18 protein-coding genes are annotated in these 17,618 nt (G+C 60.8%); 9 read left to right on the top strand and 9 right to left on the bottom strand.

Features of this window, described 5'->3' with window-relative positions:
• Positions 1 to 80: 80 nt before the first annotated feature.
• The 7 genes from mtgA to mpl all read right to left on the bottom strand — a co-directional run bounded on the left by mtgA (position 81) and on the right by mpl (position 7,314).
• The gene (mtgA, locus tag ACQ4WS_RS08305) at positions 81 to 827 is read right to left on the bottom strand and encodes a monofunctional biosynthetic peptidoglycan transglycosylase (protein WP_436475614.1); all 747 of its coding nucleotides are present in this window, start codon (positions 825 to 827) and stop codon (positions 81 to 83) included.
• A complete protein-coding gene (gene aroE / locus ACQ4WS_RS08300; RefSeq protein ID WP_436475290.1) occupies positions 809 to 1,636 on the bottom strand; it encodes a shikimate dehydrogenase in 828 nt (275 codons plus the stop codon). The genes mtgA and aroE overlap by 19 nt, the downstream gene beginning before the upstream one ends.
• Positions 1,637 to 1,647: 11 nt before the next feature.
• On the bottom strand, positions 1,648 to 2,505 hold the full coding sequence (locus ACQ4WS_RS08295; RefSeq protein ID WP_436475613.1) for an energy transducer TonB family protein: 858 nt from the start codon (positions 2,503 to 2,505) through the stop codon (positions 1,648 to 1,650).
• A 138-nt stretch (positions 2,506 to 2,643) separates the two neighbouring features.
• On the bottom strand, positions 2,644 to 4,731 hold the full coding sequence (locus tag ACQ4WS_RS08290) for a ribonuclease catalytic domain-containing protein (RefSeq protein ID WP_436475288.1): 2,088 nt from the start codon (positions 4,729 to 4,731) through the stop codon (positions 2,644 to 2,646).
• A gap of 2 nt (positions 4,732 to 4,733) precedes the next feature.
• Positions 4,734 to 5,348: a chorismate--pyruvate lyase family protein gene (locus tag ACQ4WS_RS08285; protein ID WP_436475286.1), complete on the bottom strand. Its 615-nt coding sequence runs from the start codon at positions 5,346 to 5,348 to the stop codon at positions 4,734 to 4,736.
• Positions 5,345 to 5,929, bottom strand: a complete 585-nt coding sequence (locus ACQ4WS_RS08280; RefSeq protein WP_436475284.1) for a YqiA/YcfP family alpha/beta fold hydrolase — start codon at positions 5,927 to 5,929, stop codon at positions 5,345 to 5,347. The genes ACQ4WS_RS08285 and ACQ4WS_RS08280 overlap by 4 nt, the downstream gene beginning before the upstream one ends.
• On the bottom strand, positions 5,926 to 7,314 hold the full coding sequence (mpl, locus tag ACQ4WS_RS08275) for a UDP-N-acetylmuramate:L-alanyl-gamma-D-glutamyl-meso-diaminopimelate ligase (RefSeq protein ID WP_436475282.1): 1,389 nt from the start codon (positions 7,312 to 7,314) through the stop codon (positions 5,926 to 5,928). Before mpl ends, ACQ4WS_RS08280 begins: the two co-directional genes overlap by 4 nt.
• A gap of 114 nt (positions 7,315 to 7,428) precedes the next feature.
• Here mpl and ACQ4WS_RS08270 point away from each other — a divergent pair, with 114 nt between their 5' ends.
• The 8 genes from ACQ4WS_RS08270 to ACQ4WS_RS08235 all read left to right on the top strand — a co-directional run bounded on the left by ACQ4WS_RS08270 (position 7,429) and on the right by ACQ4WS_RS08235 (position 14,377).
• Positions 7,429 to 8,067, top strand: coding sequence for a hypothetical protein (locus ACQ4WS_RS08270; protein WP_436475281.1), 639 nt, complete (start codon positions 7,429 to 7,431; stop codon positions 8,065 to 8,067).
• Between the two features lie 19 nt (positions 8,068 to 8,086).
• Positions 8,087 to 8,641: a TlpA family protein disulfide reductase gene (locus ACQ4WS_RS08265; RefSeq protein ID WP_436475279.1), complete on the top strand. Its 555-nt coding sequence runs from the start codon at positions 8,087 to 8,089 to the stop codon at positions 8,639 to 8,641.
• A gap of 82 nt (positions 8,642 to 8,723) precedes the next feature.
• On the top strand, positions 8,724 to 9,161 hold the full coding sequence (gene aroQ, locus ACQ4WS_RS08260; protein ID WP_436475278.1) for a type II 3-dehydroquinate dehydratase: 438 nt from the start codon (positions 8,724 to 8,726) through the stop codon (positions 9,159 to 9,161).
• Positions 9,162 to 9,251: 90 nt separating this feature from the next.
• Complete coding sequence (gene accB / locus ACQ4WS_RS08255; RefSeq protein WP_436475277.1) at positions 9,252 to 9,713, top strand: acetyl-CoA carboxylase biotin carboxyl carrier protein; 462 nt, start codon at positions 9,252 to 9,254, stop codon at positions 9,711 to 9,713.
• A gap of 101 nt (positions 9,714 to 9,814) precedes the next feature.
• A complete protein-coding gene (gene accC, locus ACQ4WS_RS08250; RefSeq protein WP_436475275.1) occupies positions 9,815 to 11,230 on the top strand; it encodes an acetyl-CoA carboxylase biotin carboxylase subunit in 1,416 nt (471 codons plus the stop codon).
• Positions 11,227 to 12,171: a 50S ribosomal protein L11 methyltransferase gene (prmA, locus tag ACQ4WS_RS08245; RefSeq protein WP_436475273.1), complete on the top strand. Its 945-nt coding sequence runs from the start codon at positions 11,227 to 11,229 to the stop codon at positions 12,169 to 12,171. The genes accC and prmA overlap by 4 nt, the downstream gene beginning before the upstream one ends.
• A gap of 8 nt (positions 12,172 to 12,179) precedes the next feature.
• A complete protein-coding gene (locus tag ACQ4WS_RS08240; RefSeq protein ID WP_436475271.1) occupies positions 12,180 to 13,427 on the top strand; it encodes a DUF3426 domain-containing protein in 1,248 nt (415 codons plus the stop codon).
• An 11-nt stretch (positions 13,428 to 13,438) separates the two neighbouring features.
• On the top strand, positions 13,439 to 14,377 hold the full coding sequence (locus tag ACQ4WS_RS08235; protein ID WP_436475270.1) for a carbohydrate kinase family protein: 939 nt from the start codon (positions 13,439 to 13,441) through the stop codon (positions 14,375 to 14,377).
• 117 nt (positions 14,378 to 14,494) lie between these two features.
• Here ACQ4WS_RS08235 and ACQ4WS_RS08230 read toward each other — a convergent pair whose 3' ends face one another.
• Positions 14,495 to 15,028, bottom strand: coding sequence for a YggT family protein (locus ACQ4WS_RS08230; protein ID WP_436475269.1), 534 nt, complete (start codon positions 15,026 to 15,028; stop codon positions 14,495 to 14,497).
• Positions 15,029 to 15,334: 306 nt separating this feature from the next.
• Between ACQ4WS_RS08230 and ACQ4WS_RS08225 the strand changes: the two genes are divergently transcribed.
• A complete protein-coding gene (locus ACQ4WS_RS08225; protein WP_436475268.1) occupies positions 15,335 to 16,321 on the top strand; it encodes a hypothetical protein in 987 nt (328 codons plus the stop codon).
• 778 nt (positions 16,322 to 17,099) lie between these two features.
• Here the strand turns inward: ACQ4WS_RS08225 and ACQ4WS_RS08220 are convergent.
• The coding region (locus ACQ4WS_RS08220) for a group II intron maturase-specific domain-containing protein (RefSeq protein WP_436475267.1) at positions 17,100 to 17,618 on the bottom strand (519 nt) is incomplete at its 5' end.

Raw genomic sequence — 17,618 nt, 5'->3', positions numbered from 1 at the left:
GGCATTGCACCATTAAGATGCTGCGCCACAATAGTGCCAATCAGGCAGCTTTGATTTTATACAAACAAAGCCGGCCGCCATCAAGGCAATTCGGCCGCTCCCATGCGGCGCAGGATGACACTGGTGCGCCGGTTCAGGTAGCCTGTATCGCGGTGACGGTCATAAAAACGGGGATTCGGCAGCATCACGGCCAGTTTCGCTGCCTGGCCGGCGCTCAGGCCCGCCGCGCTGACCCTGTAATAGTGGCGTCCGGCCGCTTCGGCGCCAAAGATGCCCGTGCCAAATTCCACCACGTTCAAATAAATCTCGAAGATACGCTGCTTTTCCATCAGGCTTTCCAGCATATACGTAATGATCAGTTCCTGGCCCTTGCGCACATAGCTGCGCGAGCCGGACAGGAACAGATTCTTCGCCAGCTGCTGCGTGATGGTGGAGCCACCCGCCACGACCTTCTGCTTCTTGCTGTTTTTTTCATATGCCTTTTGCAAGGCATCCCAGTCCACCCCTTCATGTTCGGAGAAATTCGCGTCTTCCGAAGCGATGATGGCCCGTTTCAGATTGTTCGAGATGCGGTTGTACGGCACCCATGTCTGCTTGATGGTGGCATTCGGATTCTTGTCCTGCAAGACAGACAACTGTTCGCGCATGAAGGCCGTGCTGGATGGGTTATGGTCGATCCACCACCAGATTTGCAGAAAGAAATACAGTTGCACGACGACAAAGGCCAGCACGGGCACGATGAACAGCCACTTGATCCAGCCGTAGCGGCTGGCGCTACCACCTTTGCGCGCACCCTTCTTGCCGGCGCTCACAGGCTGCCCCGCAATTGCGCCAGCAAGTCCTGCGTCTGCGGCCGCACGCCGCGCCACACGTAAAACGCGACTGCCGCCTGCTCCACCAGCATGCCCAGGCCGTCTCGCACCTGCGCGCCATGCTGCGCGGCAAAGTCCATGAAGACGGTGGGCTGGGCACCATACATCATGTCCAGCGCCAGGGTGTGGCTGCCGAAGATACTCGGCGGCACGGGCGGCAAGTCGCCCGCCAGGCTGGCCGAGGTGGCATTGATGACGATATCGAACTGGCCGCCTGCCTGCGCGAAAGCACCGGCACGCAGCTGCTCAGGGTGAGCTAGCGCGTCGGCAAACTGCGCCACCAGCGCCTCGGCCGTGGCCACGGTGCGGTTGGCAATGAATATTTCCTGTGGCCCCTGTTCCAGCAAGGGCAGCACCACGCCGCGCGCCGCGCCGCCCGCGCCCAGCAGCAGGACGCGCTTGCCAGCGATGGCCACGCCCGCGTTGCGCATGATGTCCGCCACCAGGCCCGCGCCATCGGTATTGTCGCCAAGAATGGTGTCGCCATCGAAACGCAGGGTATTGACGGCGCCGGCTGCCTTAGCCCGGGGCGTCAGCTGCGTGGCCAGCGCCCACGCGTCCAGTTTGAAGGGCACCGTCACGTTCGCGCCCTTGCCGCCCTCGGCGGCAAACGTACGGGCCGCCAGGGCAAAGCCATCGAGCGGGGCCAGCCGGCGCTCATAGACCAAGGACTGCCCTGTCTGCAGGGCAAACGCGGCGTGGATCAATGGGGACTTGCTGTGGGCGATGGGATTACCGAAGACGCAATATTGATCGGGATTCATCTCTTGCTTGTTCAATTGCTGCCGCCAGTCAGGTTAGCTTCCATTTTTTCTTCGCGCGTAAATTTGAAGCGGGTGATGACGACCCACAGGTCATCCTTGTCACTCGACAACATGTTCGGTGGAAAACGGCCGAAGGGCGCCGCGCGGCGCACGATGGCCAGGGCCGCCGCATCCAGCGCGGGGTTGCCCGAGCTTTTTTCCACGCGGGCGCCGCCCTCTTTCTGGTAAATCGTGCCGTCCTGGAAGATGGGGATGTAGACGACCAGTTCACCATATATCTTGCGGCCATTCTTTTGCGGGAAATTCAGGGTGCCGATTTCCTCGATGCGCCTTTGCAAGGTCTTGTAATACATGGCATAGCCGACCTCTTGCGTGCTGGGCGTAATGAAGGTCTTGCGGGGACGCTTGTTCTGGTCTTCCACGGTCTGGCTGATCTCGGCCGCCATGCGCGCGATGGCCTTGCTGCTTTCCATCAAGTCCGAACCGGAGGCCAGCGGATTGGGCTTGTCCTTTTCCGTGACGGGTGCGGCGCTGTAAGGCGTCGGCCTGGCTGCTTGCGTCAGCAATTCCTGCTGTTTTTGTTCCAGTTCGGCGATGCGCCGGGCGCTGGCCTTGACGCTGTCCCCCTCTTCCACCTTGCGCATGTCGGGCAAGGGCGACTTGGCGCTGCCCTTGTCGGCTTGTCCACCGCCATCGAGGTTGGCTTGCGCCAGGGCATCGGCCTTCAGCGGCTTGTTGGCATGCTTGGCGTTGACCAGGATCACTTCCAGGCCGGGATCGGTCGCCACGGCCCGCTGCGGGGCCGGGGCGACAAAATGCATCGCCAGCAAGGCGCCGTGCGCCAGCAGCGATACCGCCACGGCTATCATCAGGAAACGATACTCTCGGAAAGACTTCACGCGCAACCCAGTTCGCAACAAGCACACCATACAAGATGGCTGAATTCTACGTCAAAGGGCGGTGCCGGCAACAGTTTTCAGCACCGCCCTCATGGCCTGACGGGCGCCTTACTTGACCTCGGGTTCGCTGACCACGTCTTCGCTGGCCAGTTCCGCCACTTCCGCGTCGGCGTCACTGACCTGGTTTGCCGCTTCCGGCGATGCTTCCGGCGCCACGTCGTCCTCATCGGCACCTTCGTCGCCCGCATCTTCCTCGTAATCGAGCCCGGCGTCGGCCGCCGCATCCGGCACGGTGGCGATTTCCAGCAGGCGCGCTTCGATGCTCAGGTCGACTTCATCCCAGCGCAGCAAGTCCAGTTTCACCTGGGCGCCGCGCGCCACCGCTGGCATGCCCGGCAGCTTGATGACCAGCGGAATATCGACCAGGCGCAAGATCTCGTCTTTCAGCACGACGGCATCGACCTGGCGCGCGTTTTCCTGGTGCAGCCAGCGCAAGCACCAATAGCGTTCCATGTTCGACTGGAAATCGCCATACGCGGCATACGCGGCGTCAAACGCCGAGACGATGGCGAACAAATTCGCATCACGGGGCTTGAATGGCGCCACCAGCGGCGCCGTCACGCCATGCTCGGCGCAGGCGATGATTTGCCACTGGTTCACCAGATCCGTGTAGCGGCGCAAGGGCGAAGTGCTCCACGCGTACTGATCCACGCCCAGGCCCTGGTGCGGCGCCGCATGGGTGACCATGCGCACCTGCATCTTTGCCGCCCAGCTATTGCCGCTGCCGCCGCCCTGGCTGCGGTAGATGCCCGGCACGCCATGGTCGTGCAGCATCTTGCCCCAGGTACTGTTGGCAAAAATCATCAGCTCGGCGACGATTTTGTCCAGCGGCGCGCCACGCTTGCGGCGCGCCACGGTGACGATGTCGTTTTCCACATAGAAATTGAAATCGACGCGGTTATTCTGTTCCGGCTTCAGGCCAAACGCTTCGCGCTTCTTCATGCGGCCCTGCTCCAGCTGCTGCGCCCATTGCCACAGCACGGCGAAATCGGCCTTGTGCGGATAGTCGCCTTCGCCGCTGGCCAGGGTTTCCTCGTTGACCACGTCGTCTAACTGGTTATGGCGCAAGTTGCTGGCAATCGGCACCAGTTCGGCGCGCGTCTGCGTGCTGACCACGGCCCAGTCCGCTTTCGGGTCCAGGGTCGCGTACAGCGACAGGGCCGGGCACGTCGTGCCTTCCGCGAGCGTGAAAGCATTCACGATTTCGTCCGGCAGCATGGTGATCTTGTCGCCCGGCATGTAAACAGTCGACATGCGCTGGCGCGCCATCTTGTCGATCACGTCTTCCGGGCGGATGCCCAGGCCTGGCGCGGCGATGTGGATGCCCACTTTCACGGTGCCGTCCGGCAAGGGCTGCACGGAGAAGGCATCGTCGATCTCGGTGGTGGTCACGTCGTCGATGGAGAAGGCGGCCACGTCGGCCAGCGGCAGCTTGGCCGTCACGGACGGCACGGGCACGCTCGGGAAGCCGGCGCCTTTCGGGAAATTTTCAAAGAGGAATTTCGACAGGTGCAAGTCTTTCGGCGAAGCAATACCACCGACGGCCAGCATCAAACGCGGCGGCGTCGTGTGCAATTGCGTGCAGGCCGCTTCCAGCGCCTTGTATTCGATGGTGTTCTTGTCCGGCTTGAACAGCAGTTGCAGCACCATGGGCTGCATCGAGGCAGGCAAGCGGTTCTGCTTCAGCTCTTCGACATAGCTTGCCTGCACCAGCGCCTGCTGTTTTTTCTTTTCGATGCCCGCCAGGGCCGCCTTCAGCGACGCTTCCGGCGCCGCCTTGTAGCGGCCACGGCCCTTCTTGTAGAAATACACGGGCGCCGAATGCAGGGCCAGGATCAGGCCGGCCGCTTCCGGCGGCAACGGTGCGTGGCCGAAGTACTCGGCGCCCAGCTCGGCAAAGCCGAACTCGTCTTCGCCCGCCACTTCCCACAGGAAATCGAGATCGATCTCGGCCGCGACGGCCTTGGCGTGCTCCAGCAGTTCGGCCGGGGCCGGCTTTTCATACTGCAGCAGCACATCCTTGACCTTGACCTTGGTGCGCTTGCCACTGGCCATTTCGACCTGGTACGCCTCACCCGCTTGCGACAGGACCGTGCCGACCTTGAAATCGCCGGATTCTTCAAAAAATAGATTCATTGTTATGCTTTGTTTATTAATGTGTCGGTTGCAACGGTGCGAGTGATCGACGTCAACTCCAGCACCGCCGGCAAAAATACTTCTGTTACCAGCAGCAATCCCTGGTGACGCTGATACAGGCAGCGGCGGGCAAAAAACAGCGACTTGTCATCGGCGCGCCGCCCTTCCCCTGCCAGCGCCGCCTGCGCCCGCTGCACCAGCGGATGCCCGGCACGCAAGCGGGCAAATTCCAATGTACCGCGGCGTACCATGCGGTCGCCAAACAGGGTCGTGCCCAGCGAACGCTCGCCCAGCGCGGAAAACAAGGGCCAGTCCGTGGCCGTCGCCTGCATGGGCACGACGGTATGGCCAAACACGGCCGGTCTGTTATCACAACGCAACAACACTTCGCGTTCCCACACCCGGCCTGCGCGGTGTAAGCCAATGATGGCCGCCTCGTCGCTCAAACAGCGTGCCGTTTCCTGATGCAAACATTGCACGCGAAACGCCTGGCTATGCGCTTTCAGCTTTGCCGTCAGCGAACCGCCGCCCGTCAGCCAGTGGCGCAAGGCCGGCGGCGCATTGACGGCGTTCACGTGCGCATGCCATTGCGCCTGCCGCAGCGAACCCGACCTCACCGGCCCGCGTCCGCATCGATGCCGCAAAAGGCCAGCACGGGCGCCAGGTAATCGGCAAATTCGCTGATGCCATGGTCGCTGCCGTCGATGACGCACTGCTGCGCCCCCCGATAATGCGCCAGCATGTCGCGGTAGTCGAGTACTTCATCGCCGGTGGCGGCAATCAGGAAATAACGTTGCGGCTGCGTAATTTTCTCTACGGCAAAGGTAGCCAGTTCGTTTATGTACTCGCGCTTGAACTCGAATGGCTGGTCCGAATGGAACTCGGTCGTCACGCCCACATGCTGTTCCAGATCGATCAGGGGAACAATCGCGGGATTGAGCAGCACGGCGCGGCAACCGAGTCGCTCGGCCAGCCAGGTGGCGTAATAGCCGCCCAGCGAAGAGCCGATAATCGTCAGGTCGGCTGGCGCCACGTCCTTGACCAATGACAAGGCCAATGCGATGGCCAGCTTGGGCGAAGCCGGCAATTGCGGGCACAGCCACTCTGCCTCGCGGCCCAGCGCCTGCATCTGCGCGGCCAGCAGGCGCGACTTCATCGACAGGGGCGACGAGCGAAATCCATGCAGGTACAGAATCATCGGCCCAGCGCCTCCAGCAATTTCTGGTGCACGCCGCCAAAGCCGCCGTTACTCATGACCACGATCTGGTCGCCGGGACGCGCGCTGGCGGCCACGGCCGCCACCAAGGTATCGATGTCTTCGTAGGCGCTGGCAATCTTGCCCAGCGGCGCCAGCGCGTCACCCAGGCTCCAGCCCAGCGCAGCATGGCTGCCGTAACCGAAGACCAGGTCGGCATCCTTGAGGCTGCCAGGCAGCGCATCTTTCATGGCGCCCAGCTTCATGGTGTTCGAACGCGGTTCCAGCACGGCCAGGATGCGGCCACTGCTGCCGACGGTGTGGCGCATTTTTTGGCGCAGGCCGCCCACGGTGGTGGCAATGGCCGTCGGGTGATGCGCAAAATCGTCGTACACGGTAATGTCGTTGACCACGCCGCGCACTTCCATGCGCCGCTTGACGCTCTCGAACGTGGCCAGCGCGATGCAGGCCTGGGCAATGGGCACGCCCACATGGCGCGCGGCGGCGATGGCCGCCAACGCATTGCTGCGGTTGTGCTTGCCCGTGAGCGCCCACGCCACATGACCTTCCTGCTGGCCATTGAAAACCACGTCGAAGCTGCCATCGGCCTGCTCTTGCAGTTGCCAGTTGGCATCCTGACCAAAACCTTCCTTTTCACTCCAGCAACCGCGCGCCAGCACGCGCTGCAGCGACGCTTCGTCGCCGTTGTACACCAGGCGGCCGATACCGGGCACGGTGCGCACCAGATGGTGGAATTGCGTCTCGATCGCGTGCAGATCGGGGAAGATGTCGGCGTGATCATATTCCAGATTATTCATGATGGCCGTCTTCGCGTGGTAATGCACGAATTTGCTGCGCTTGTCGAAGAAGGCCGTGTCGTATTCATCGGCTTCGATGACGAAGAAGTCCGAATCGGCGCTCTTGCCGTCGATCTTGCCGCTGAGGCGGGCGGAAATGCCAAAGTTCATCGGCACGCCGCCGATCAGGAAGCCCGGCGCGTAGCCCGCGTCTTCGAGTATCCAGGCCAGCATGGCCGAAGTGGTCGTCTTGCCATGCGTGCCGGCCACGGCCAGCACCCACCGATTGCGCAAGATGTGTTCGCCGATCCACTGCGGGCCGGAGACATACGGCAGGCTGCGGTTGAGGATTTCCTCCACCAGCGGGTTGCCGCGCGAGACCACATTGCCAATCACATACAAATCCGGGTTCAACTTGGTTTGTTCCGGATCAAAGCCCTGGATCAGTTCGATTCCCTGCGACTCCAGCTGGGTGCTCATCGGCGGATATACGTTGGCATCGCAACCAGTGACTTTATGGCCGGCTTCCTTGGCCAGGACAGCCAGGCCGCCCATGAAGGTACCGCAAATGCCGAGAATATGAATATGCATGTGATCAGTGCGAAAGGTGCTCGGTTAGTCAGTAAGACGGTGAGATAAAAAAGTGCAAGTGCAGGATTTTACCTGACGCCATGACTTTTTCCGCTTCGGAGTATCATCTCGCTCATGACGAACGATGCATTTGACGATAGCGCGCAGCTGCGCCTGGAAATCGCCGCCGCTGCCGCGCGCCTGGTGGCGCAGGATGGCGCCGACTATGGCAGCGCGAAGCGCAAGGCCGCGCGGCAGGTACTCGGCGACGCGCCGAACCGGCCCAATATACTGCCTGACAACGACCTGATCGAAGAGCAGGTGCGGCAATACAATGCCCTGTTCCTGGCCGACAGCCAGCCGGCGCGCCTGTTCCAGCTGCGCACGATTGCGCTGCAGGTGATGGAAGCGTTGCAACAATTTCATCCCCTGCTCAGCGGCCCCGTGCTCAATGGCACGGCCGGTCCCCACGACGAGATCTATTTGCAGCTGTTTGCCGAGAGCGCCAAGGATATCCATATCTTCCTGCTCAATAAAAATGTCGTGCTCGACATGTCGGAAAGCCCGCATTTCAAGGGAGCGCGTTATGATGCGGTCGAGACAGCCAGTTTCTTGTGGAAAAACGAAGGCGTGCACGCGGCCATGTACGAACTCGACGATATGCGCGGCGCGCTGAAAACCAAGGCGGACGGCAAGGTGCTGCGCACCGATATCGGCGGGCTGCGCAGCCTGCTGGCCGCCAGCCTCGCCGGTGGCGTGCCAGCTGCCGACTAACATTGATATAGATAAAGTTATGACAAAAAAGAATTGGATCGCCTGCGCCATCGTGGCGCTGATGTTTGGCGGCATGGGCGCCTACGTCGGCTTAAGCAAGGAAAAAGCAAAAGAAACGGGACCGCTGACGACCACCATCGCGCCCGGCGCGACGGGTCCCGTGAATGAACTGTATGCGCTGTCCCTGCCAGACGCGGCGGGCGCCACGCAAGCCTTGTCGCAATGGAAAGGCAAGAATGTGCTGGTCAATTTCTGGGCGCCGTGGTGCCCGCCTTGCGTGGAAGAAATGCCGGAGTTATCCGAAGTGCAAGGCCACTACGCGGCGAAGAACCTGCAAGTTATCGGCATCGGCATCGATTCGGCCAGCAATATTGCCACTTTTGCCAGCAAGTTCAAGATCGCTTATCCCGTGTATGTATCCGGCCTGAGCGGCACGGACCTGTCGCGTCATTTTGGCAATGCTACGGGCGGTTTGCCCTTTACGGTGCTGATCGGCGCCGATGGCGAAGTCAAAAAGACCTATCTGGGCCGCTTGAAATTTGATCAGTTGCGCGCCGATCTGGATAAATTGTAAATTCGGAGCGTGCTTTTTTCTCTTGCCAATGCGTATCTTTGGCGGCAAAATGCGGAACTTTCGCTAAAACGGTCTTCCATACATGGCAAAAAACCTCCTTCTGCTCAACGGTCCCAACCTGAATTTGCTGGGAACGCGCGAGCCTGAGGTCTACGGCGCCAGCACCTTGGCCGATATCGAGCAGGCAGCAATGGCGCAAGCCATGGCGGCCGGTGCCGACCTGGTCTGCTTTCAAAGCAACCATGAAGGCGCGCTGATTGACCGCATCCATGCCGCGCGAGCGGAAGGGATCGATGCCATCGTCATCAATCCGGGCGGCCTGACCCATACCAGCGTTGCCTTGCGCGATGCGCTGGCCGGGGTCGCCATTCCGTTTGTGGAAGTCCATATCTCCAATATTTATCAACGCGAAACGTTTCGACATCACTCATTTCTCAGCGCGATCGCGCAGGGGACGATCTGCGGCCTGGGACTCGATGGATATCGGCTTGCCATCGACTTTGCGCTTAAAAAACGTTAATCTACGCGATCTGCACGTATTTAGCGCGGCGATAGGTTCTGGACATCACCGCATCACTCATAAAACAAACTACATTCCTAGGGGTTTTACATGGATCTACGAAAACTCAAGACCTTGATCGACCTGGTCGCCGAATCGGATATCGCAGAGCTGGAAGTTACCGAAGGCGAAAGCAAGGTTCGCATCGTCAAATCGTCGGCCATGCCGCAAAACCAGATGGTCATGATGCAGCCGCAAGGCATGCAAGCCCACTACCAGCCAGCCGCGCCAGCCGCCGCCCCCGCTGCGGCAGCTGCCGTCGTAGTCGCCGAGCCAACGGGCTATGTGGTCAAGTCGCCGATGGTCGGTACCTTCTACCGTTCCTCCGCTCCTGGCAGCGCCGCCTATGTTGAAGTGGGCGCTACCGTCAAGGAAGGTGATACCCTGTGCATCATCGAAGCGATGAAGCTCCTGAACGAAATCGACTCCGATAAAGCCGGTGTCGTGACCCAGATCCTGGTCGAAAACGGCCAACCGGTCGAATTCGGTCAACCCTTGTTTGTGATCGGCTAAAACCCAGTCCACACGGCCGGCAACGGCCGTTTGCAGTTTTAGCCCCTCACACTTGTTGTTTCGCCGGCTCGCCGGCTCTCACAGACATACGCGAACCTACCATGTTTGAAAAAATCCTGATTGCCAACCGTGGTGAAATTGCCCTCCGTATTCAGCGCGCCTGCCGCGAAATGGGCATTAAAACGGTTGTAGTCCACTCCGAAGCCGACAAGGACGCGAAATACGTCAAGCTGGCCGACGAATCCGTTTGTATCGGCCCGGCCCAGTCGTCCCTGAGCTACCTGAACATGCCCGCCATCATCAGCGCCGCTGAAGTGACGGATGCACAAGCGATTCACCCTGGCTATGGCTTCCTGTCGGAAAACGCCGACTTTGCCGAGCGCGTCGAGAAATCGGGCTTCGTCTTCATCGGCCCCCGCTCCGAATCGATCCGTTTGATGGGCGACAAAGTGTCGGCCAAGCAAACCATGATCAAGGCTGGCGTACCGTGCGTCCCCGGCTCGGAAGGCGCGTTGCCGGACGATCCGAAAGCGATCGTGCAAATTGCCCGCAAGGTCGGCTACCCGGTCATCATCAAGGCTGCCGGCGGCGGTGGCGGACGCGGCATGCGCGTGGTGCACACGGAAGCGGCCCTGATCAACGCCGTGGCGATGACCAAGACGGAAGCCGGTACGGCTTTCGGCAACCCTGAAGTGTATATGGAGAAGTACCTGGAAAATCCGCGCCACGTGGAAATCCAGATCCTCGCCGACGAACACAAGAACGCCGTCTGGCTGGGCGAGCGCGACTGCTCCATGCAGCGCCGCCACCAGAAAGTGATCGAAGAAGCACCAGCGCCAGGCATCCCGCGCAAACTCATCGAGAAAATTGGCGACCGCTGCGCCGAAGCTTGCCGCAAGATCGGCTACCGCGGCGCCGGCACGTTTGAATTCCTGTACGAAAATGGCGAATTCTATTTCATTGAAATGAATACCCGTGTGCAAGTGGAACATCCTGTCACCGAGATGATCACCGGCATCGACATCGTGCAAGAGCAGATCCGCATCGCCGCCGGCGAAAAACTGCGTTTCCGCCAGCGCGACGTCTTGCTGTCGGGCCACGCCATCGAGTGCCGCATCAACGCCGAAGATCCCTTCAAGTTCACGCCATCGCCAGGCAAGATCGTGTCGTGGCATGCGCCGGGCGGCCCTGGCATCCGCGTCGACTCGCACGCCTACGCCGGCTACTACGTGCCGCCGCACTACGACTCGATGATCGGCAAAGTGATCGCTTACGGCGCCACGCGCGAGCAAGCGATCCGCCGCATGCAGATCGCCCTGTCCGAAATGGTGGTCGAAGGCATCAACACGAACATCGCCCTGCACCGCGAACTGATGATCGACGCCCGCTTCATCGAAGGCGGCACCAACATTCACTATCTGGAACAGAAACTGGCCGACATGCCGGACCTGGGCAAGAACCTGAATGGCGGCAGCCCCAGCATCGCCAAGAAATCTGAAATCAAGGCGGACGCATGAGCTGGACGGAAATCGTCATCGAAATCGCCCGTGACAACGCCGAGGCCATGTCCGATGCCTTGATGGAGGCGGGTGCCCTGTCGGTGTCGGTGGAAGACGCCGATGAAGGCACGGATGCCGAGCAGCCCTTGTTTGGCGAGCCCGGCATGGAACCGAAGGAAGCGGCGTGGGAACGCAGCCGCGTGGTGGCGCTGACCGACGTCGACGCCGACCAGGCCGCCATCGTGGCCGCCGCCGCCGAAGCTGTCGGCATGGCAACGGTACCGGTGTTTACCATGCGCCCCGTGGAAGAGCAGGACTGGGTGCGCCTGACCCAGTCGCAATTCGCACCGATTCACATCGGCAAGAATATCTGGGTCGTGCCCAGCTGGCACGAGGCACCGGATCCTGACGGCCTGATCCTGGAACTGGACCCGGGCCTGGCCTTCGGCACGGGCAGCCATCCGACCACGCGTTTGTGCATGGAGTGGCTGGAAGCCAATCCGGCCCCTGGCAAGACCGTGCTCGACTACGGTTGCGGTTCCGGCATCCTGGCCATGGTAGCCAAGAAACTGGGTGCGCAAACGGTGGCCGGCGTCGATATCGACCCGCAAGCCATCGAATCGGCTGGCTTGAATGCCGAACGCAACCAGTGCGAGATCGAATATTTCTTACCAGACACGTTTGCCACGTCGGCACACGCCACGGCCAAGTTTGACATCGTCGTCGCCAACATCCTGTCGAGCCCATTGAAACTGATGGCGCCGATGCTCTCTAGCCGCGTTGCCGACGGTGGCGCACTGATCCTGTCCGGCGTGCTGGCACGCCAGGCGGAAGAAGTGGCCGCTGCCTACGCGCCATTCATCGAACTGGGTGTGTGGGCCGAGCTAGACGGCTGGGTGGCCCTGCATGGCCGCCTGGGCAGCACGCAAGCGCCTGCGCCCCGCGCGGAAGGTGCATAAGCGCAGCAATGGCCCTCGCCACCAAATGCCCCCATTGCAACACGATATTTCGGGTCGCTGCTGACCAGTTGAAGTTACGTGGGGGCATCGTGCGCTGTGGCACGTGCAGGGAAGTCTTTGACGGCAATGCCGCGCTGGTCGATCCAGCCGCGGCATCGCCGTTTTTAACATCCCCTTCCAGCACTGCTGCCCCCCTGCCGACCAGTTATCCGGCCGACAACAGCCTGCCGTCCGCCACGGATGACGAACCCATTTATTCCCTCGACTTCGACACCTCGTTTGACCCGTTCGGCATCTTGCCGGCAACGGCGCAGCTCAAGGACGATGCAGACGATGGCGAACACATCGAGCTGGACCTCGACGTCAGCCTGCCTGCCGAGGTACCGGCCGACACACCGCTCGAACTGCCTGCAACAACTGCACCAGAGGCGCCCGAACCACCGTTGCCCCAGCCGATGGCGCCCTTCAAGCGCCGCCAAATCGATGACGCGCCCGCCTTCGCCACGTATTTGCGCGATAGCCGCCGCGAACCGAACCTGGAAACGGTGGCAGCCCCGGCAGCCCCAGCCGAAAAAGTCAGCCTGGACAAGCCCCTGCCGCCTGCGCCTGCCGCAGCCAGCCCCGCGCGCCGGGAACCCACGTTTGACGACCAGCCAGACACACCGCAGCCGGCCGCCCCCATCGCAGCGGATGCAACCGACGATCAGGAGGAGCCCGTCCTGCCGCCGGCCGACGACGAGCCGGCCTTCGTCACCCAGGGCCGGCGCCGCGAACAGAGCGGCAAGGCTTTGCGCGTGGCCATGGCTGCCGGCTCGGTAGTACTGCTGCTTTTGTTATTCCTACAAGTAATGACCACCTTCCGCAATCCGCTGGCGGCACAATTTCCGCAGTGGAAGCCGGCCCTGGTCACACTGTGCAAGCTCAGCGGCTGCCAAGTCGACTTGCCGGCGCAGATCGAGGCGCTGGCCATCGAGCAAGGCGAGTTGCAGACCTTGAAGGAACAAACCTTTTCCTACGTCTCGCTGCTGCGCAACCAGAGCCGCAGCGTGCAAGCCTGGCCCAGCATCGAACTGATCCTTAACGACGCCAACGACAAGCCCCTCTTGCGCCGCGTGATCGCGCCGCGCGACTATCTGCCGGCCAGCATCGACGTGAGCAAGGGGTTTGCGCCGCGCTCGGAACAAACCATCAAACTGTACTTTGCATTAGACCAGCTCACGGCGTCTGGCTACCATATCGCCATCTTTTACCCTTAACAGACACTATCATGACCAAAACATCGCTGATCTGCGGCTCGCTTGCCACCGACACCATCATGCAATTCCCTGGCCGCTTCGGCGAATCCCTGCTGGCCGACCAGCTGCACAAGGTGAACGTCTCCTTCCTCGTGCCCACCATGCGCACGGAGTTCGGCGGCTGCTCGGGCAACATCGCCTACAGCCTGAAAATGCTGGGTGGCGACCCGCGCATCGTCGGCGTCATGGGGCAGGATAGCGCCGCCTACCTGGAGCGCCTGCAAAAGCTGGGCATTTCCACCGCCAACATCCTGATCAAGGCCGATAGCTACAATGCGCAGTGCTTCGTCACGGCCGATGCGGACAATAACCAGATCAATGCCTTCCACCCGGGCGCCATGTCGTTCGCGCATGAAAACCCGATCGCCAATGCGGGCCCGGCCAAGATCGCCATCATTTCGCCGGATGGCGACCAGGGCATGCTCAAGCACGCCGCCGACCTGGCCGAGCTGGGCATCCCCTTCATGTTCGACCCAGGTCAACAGTTGCCACGTTTCAATGGCGACCAGTTGATCGACTTCATCAACAAAGCCACGTATGTGTCGGCCAACGATTATGAAATGGAAATGTTGATGGAACGCACGGGCTTGACCTTGCCGGACATCGCCAGCCGCCTGGAAGCGCTGATCGTCACACGTGGCGAAAAAGGTTCGGAAATCTATACGGGCGGCAAGCGCATCGACATTCCTGTCGTGACCGCCAAAGAAGTGCTGGACCCGACCGGCTGCGGCGACGCCTACCGTGCCGGCTTGCTGTTCGGCATCACCAACGACCTGGGCTGGGAAACCAGCGGCCGCCTGGCCAGCCTGCTGGGCGCCATCAAGATCGCCACCCAGGGCGCGCAAAACCATGTGTTTACGCCAGCCAGCATCGCCGAGCAGTTCGAAGCGGCATTTGGTTACCGCTATTAATAGGTAGGTCGTAGGTCGGATTAGCGGGGCGCAGCCACGCGTAATCCGACAACATCATTGGCATGGCGGGTGACGTCGGGTGACGCTACGCTAACCCGACCTACGCCACCATCACCGTCATCGCAGCACAACAATCATCCCCACCAGCACTTGCGCGATCTGCAACAGGATCAGCGCTACCAGCAGCGACAAATCCAGGCTGCCGATCAGCGGCACGACCTTGCGGATCGGACGCAGCAGCGGCTCGTTCAGGGCCCGTACAAACGGCGCCAGCGGCGCATGCGGGTTGACCCAGCTGAAGATGGCTTCGATGATCAGCAAGGCCATGAAACCGTAGAGTATCCATTGCAGGAAGCGTTGCAGCGCCTTGAGCAGCACCACCTCGATGGGAGCGCCGGAAATGAACAGGACCGAGCTGGCCAGCAGCACGATCAGGAAGGCGCCGATCAGGCTGGCCCAGTCATACCCGCCCACGCCCGGCACCACGCGGCGCAGGGGGCGCACCAGCCAGTCGGACAATTGAAACGTGAATTGCGCCACCGACGAGGGCGGCCGCACGCGCACCGCCTGCATCCAGAAGCGCAGCAGCAACACGCCGCCCAGCAAGGTAGCGATGGTATCAACGATCAATGTAAGGATAACGATCAGCACGACTAATTCTCCAAAAAAAAACCGCTGTGTGATTGAGTCACACAGCGGCGTGTTGCCTCATCCGGGCACCCGTATCGCAGGAATTACGATGGGCGGGTGCTGGTTGGGAATGGCCAGGCTGCAGCCGGTGCCAACACGGTTTTTGCTACAGGTGCGATAGGTGCCGATGGCTTGGCGACAGGAGCTGCCTTCTTCGGAGCGGCCTTTTTAGGCGCGGCCTTCTTGGCTGCTGGCTTGGCGGCCACGGCGGCTGGTGCCGCTGGAGCTGCTGCCGGTGCTGCTGCCACGACTGGCGCTGCGGCTGGCTTGGCTGCAGGTTTCGCTGCCGGCTTGGCCGCTGGCTTGGCTGCAGCTTTTGCTGCTGGCTTTGCTGCAGCTTTTGCTGCTGGCTTCGCTGCTACCTTGGCCGCAGGTTTCGCTGCAACCTTGGCTGCAGGTTTCGCTGCTGCTTTGGCTGCCGGCTTGGCCGCGACTTTAGCTGCTGGCTTAGCGGCAACTTTCGCTGCCGGCTTCGCTACTACCTTGGCTGCTGGCTTCGCTGCAACCTTGGTCGCTGGCTTGGCTGCTGCTTTCGCTGCCGGCTTCGCTGCCACCTTGGCTGCCGGCTTCGCTACTACCTTGGCTGCTGGCTTCGCTGCAGCCTTAGTTGCTGGCTTGGCTGCTGGCTTAGCTGCGGCTTTGGCGGCCGGCTTTGCTGCTGCCTTGGCGACGACTTTTTTCGCTGCTGGCTTGGCGGCTGCTTTGGCGGCCGGTTTAGCTGCTGCCTTGGCTGCAGGTTTCGCTGCGGCTTTTTTCACTGCTGGCTTGGCTGCTGCTTTGGCCGCTGGCTTGGCTGCTGCCTTGGCAACGACTTTTTTCGCTGCTGGCTTGGCGGCTACCTTGGCTGCAGGTTTCGCTGCAGCTTTTTTCACTGCTGGCTTGGCTGCTGCCTTGGCCGCTGGTTTTGCTGCTGGCTTGGCGACCGGTTTGGCTACGGCTTTTTTCGCTGCTGGCTTGGCTGCTGCCTTGGCTGCAGGTTTCGCTGCTGGCTTGGCTGCCGGTTTTGCTGCTGCCTTTGCCGCTGGTTTTGCTGCGGCTTTCGCTACTGGCTTGGCAGCCACTTTTGCTGCAGGCTTGGCTGCGGCTTTGGCGACTGGTTTGGCGGCTGGTTTCGCTGCGGCTTTGGCAGCTGGTTTAGCGGCAACCGTCTTCGCTGCGGCTGCCGGCTTCTTCGCGGCAGGAGCAGCCTTGGCGGCTGGTTTCTTTACTTCTGATTTCTTAGCGGCTGTTGCCATTTGTCTCTCCTTCATCTGAGATGAGAAATTTAAGCTACAAGATTTAAACCCGTCCGACCCACCACAGGGATAGGCCAGGCGAATTATTCATCGGCACAAACGGTCGTTTGCGCTAATGAATTCGGCACCAGCTGAACTGCTGCAACTCCTCACGTTTGCAGCACTTCAGCCATCGTCGGTGCCACCCTGCTTTATCTCGCAGCTGGTGGCAAAGTCTGAATTCGGTCATTCGTTTTCGATGCCGTGCGTTTTTTCGCTCCTCGCATCGCGCTCGCCACAACACCGATGCGTCAAATAAAAAACCGCCATGCCTGAAAAAATTCGGGCACGGCGGCAGACGAAAACGGTGTGGTTTTGTGCATATCCGTGTAAATCTGTATCCCTGTTTTGCGAGGTTTTTTCGCTACCGCGCTGGTTAAAAAACCCCGCATTCTAACGCTCGCATTTGCAATCTCATAAAGTACACGAAAACCTTGTCAATGCGCAACCGGCACGACACGTTTTGGCCCGCTTTTTTGCACGATACGCGTGCTATCGCACAATCGCGCGGCAAATGCCGCCGCCAGCGTGTCCGGAAACGATTTTTTGGGCCGGCTATACGGCCGTTCGCGGCCTCCAAAAAACCTGGCACAAGCCTCTTCGCATCGCTGAATGAAGCACGCATTTTTCCGCCGCGCTGGAGGCGCTTTTAACTGCCCGTAGCGGCAGCATTTTTCGCCGCCTGCAATCGAGTAGGGGGCTGAGTTACCTCAGCCGCCCTCTCACACCACCGTACGTGCGGTTCCGCATACGGCGGTTCATTTCACAAGCTGGAAGCGCTGCTGGGTGTCCAGCAGCGAAACTAACCCCAGCGCGTCGAACGTCTTCTTGGGATACGCCGCGTTCATGTGGCTTGCTCCGGCGTTCCACCATGGGCCACGTCCGTTGCTTGCCGATTTCCATGCCCGTATTGCATCCAATCCCCGCCCTTGCAGCTTCCGGTTACGCGTTCTCGGATATTTCCATTGACGCCATATCAGACAGCGCAGTTTGCGACGGATCCATCCGTCCAGGTCCTGCAGCGCACCTTTCACCTCGGTCAGTCGGAAGTACGATGTCCAGCCACGCAGCACAGGGTTTAGTTCGTTAATCGTGGCCACGAGGTTGCGCGATGCATTCCCGACGACGATGTCACGCGCTTTGTCCTTGAGCCGCTGCAAACTGCTGTCAGCGATTTTCAGGCGTACCTGTTTGTGCCACGTGAAGCTGTAACCCAGGAACTTCCTCGCCCAAGGTCGGGCAACGGCGCTTTTGTCATGGTTGACCCGCAGCTTCAG

It is taken from the genome of Janthinobacterium leeuwenhoeki (assembly GCF_051380795.1).
In the GTDB taxonomy this organism is placed as follows: Bacteria; Pseudomonadota; Gammaproteobacteria; order Burkholderiales; family Burkholderiaceae_D; genus Janthinobacterium.
The sequence above is the reverse complement of the archived record's forward strand: the minus strand, read 5'-3'. Positions and strand labels throughout refer to the sequence as shown.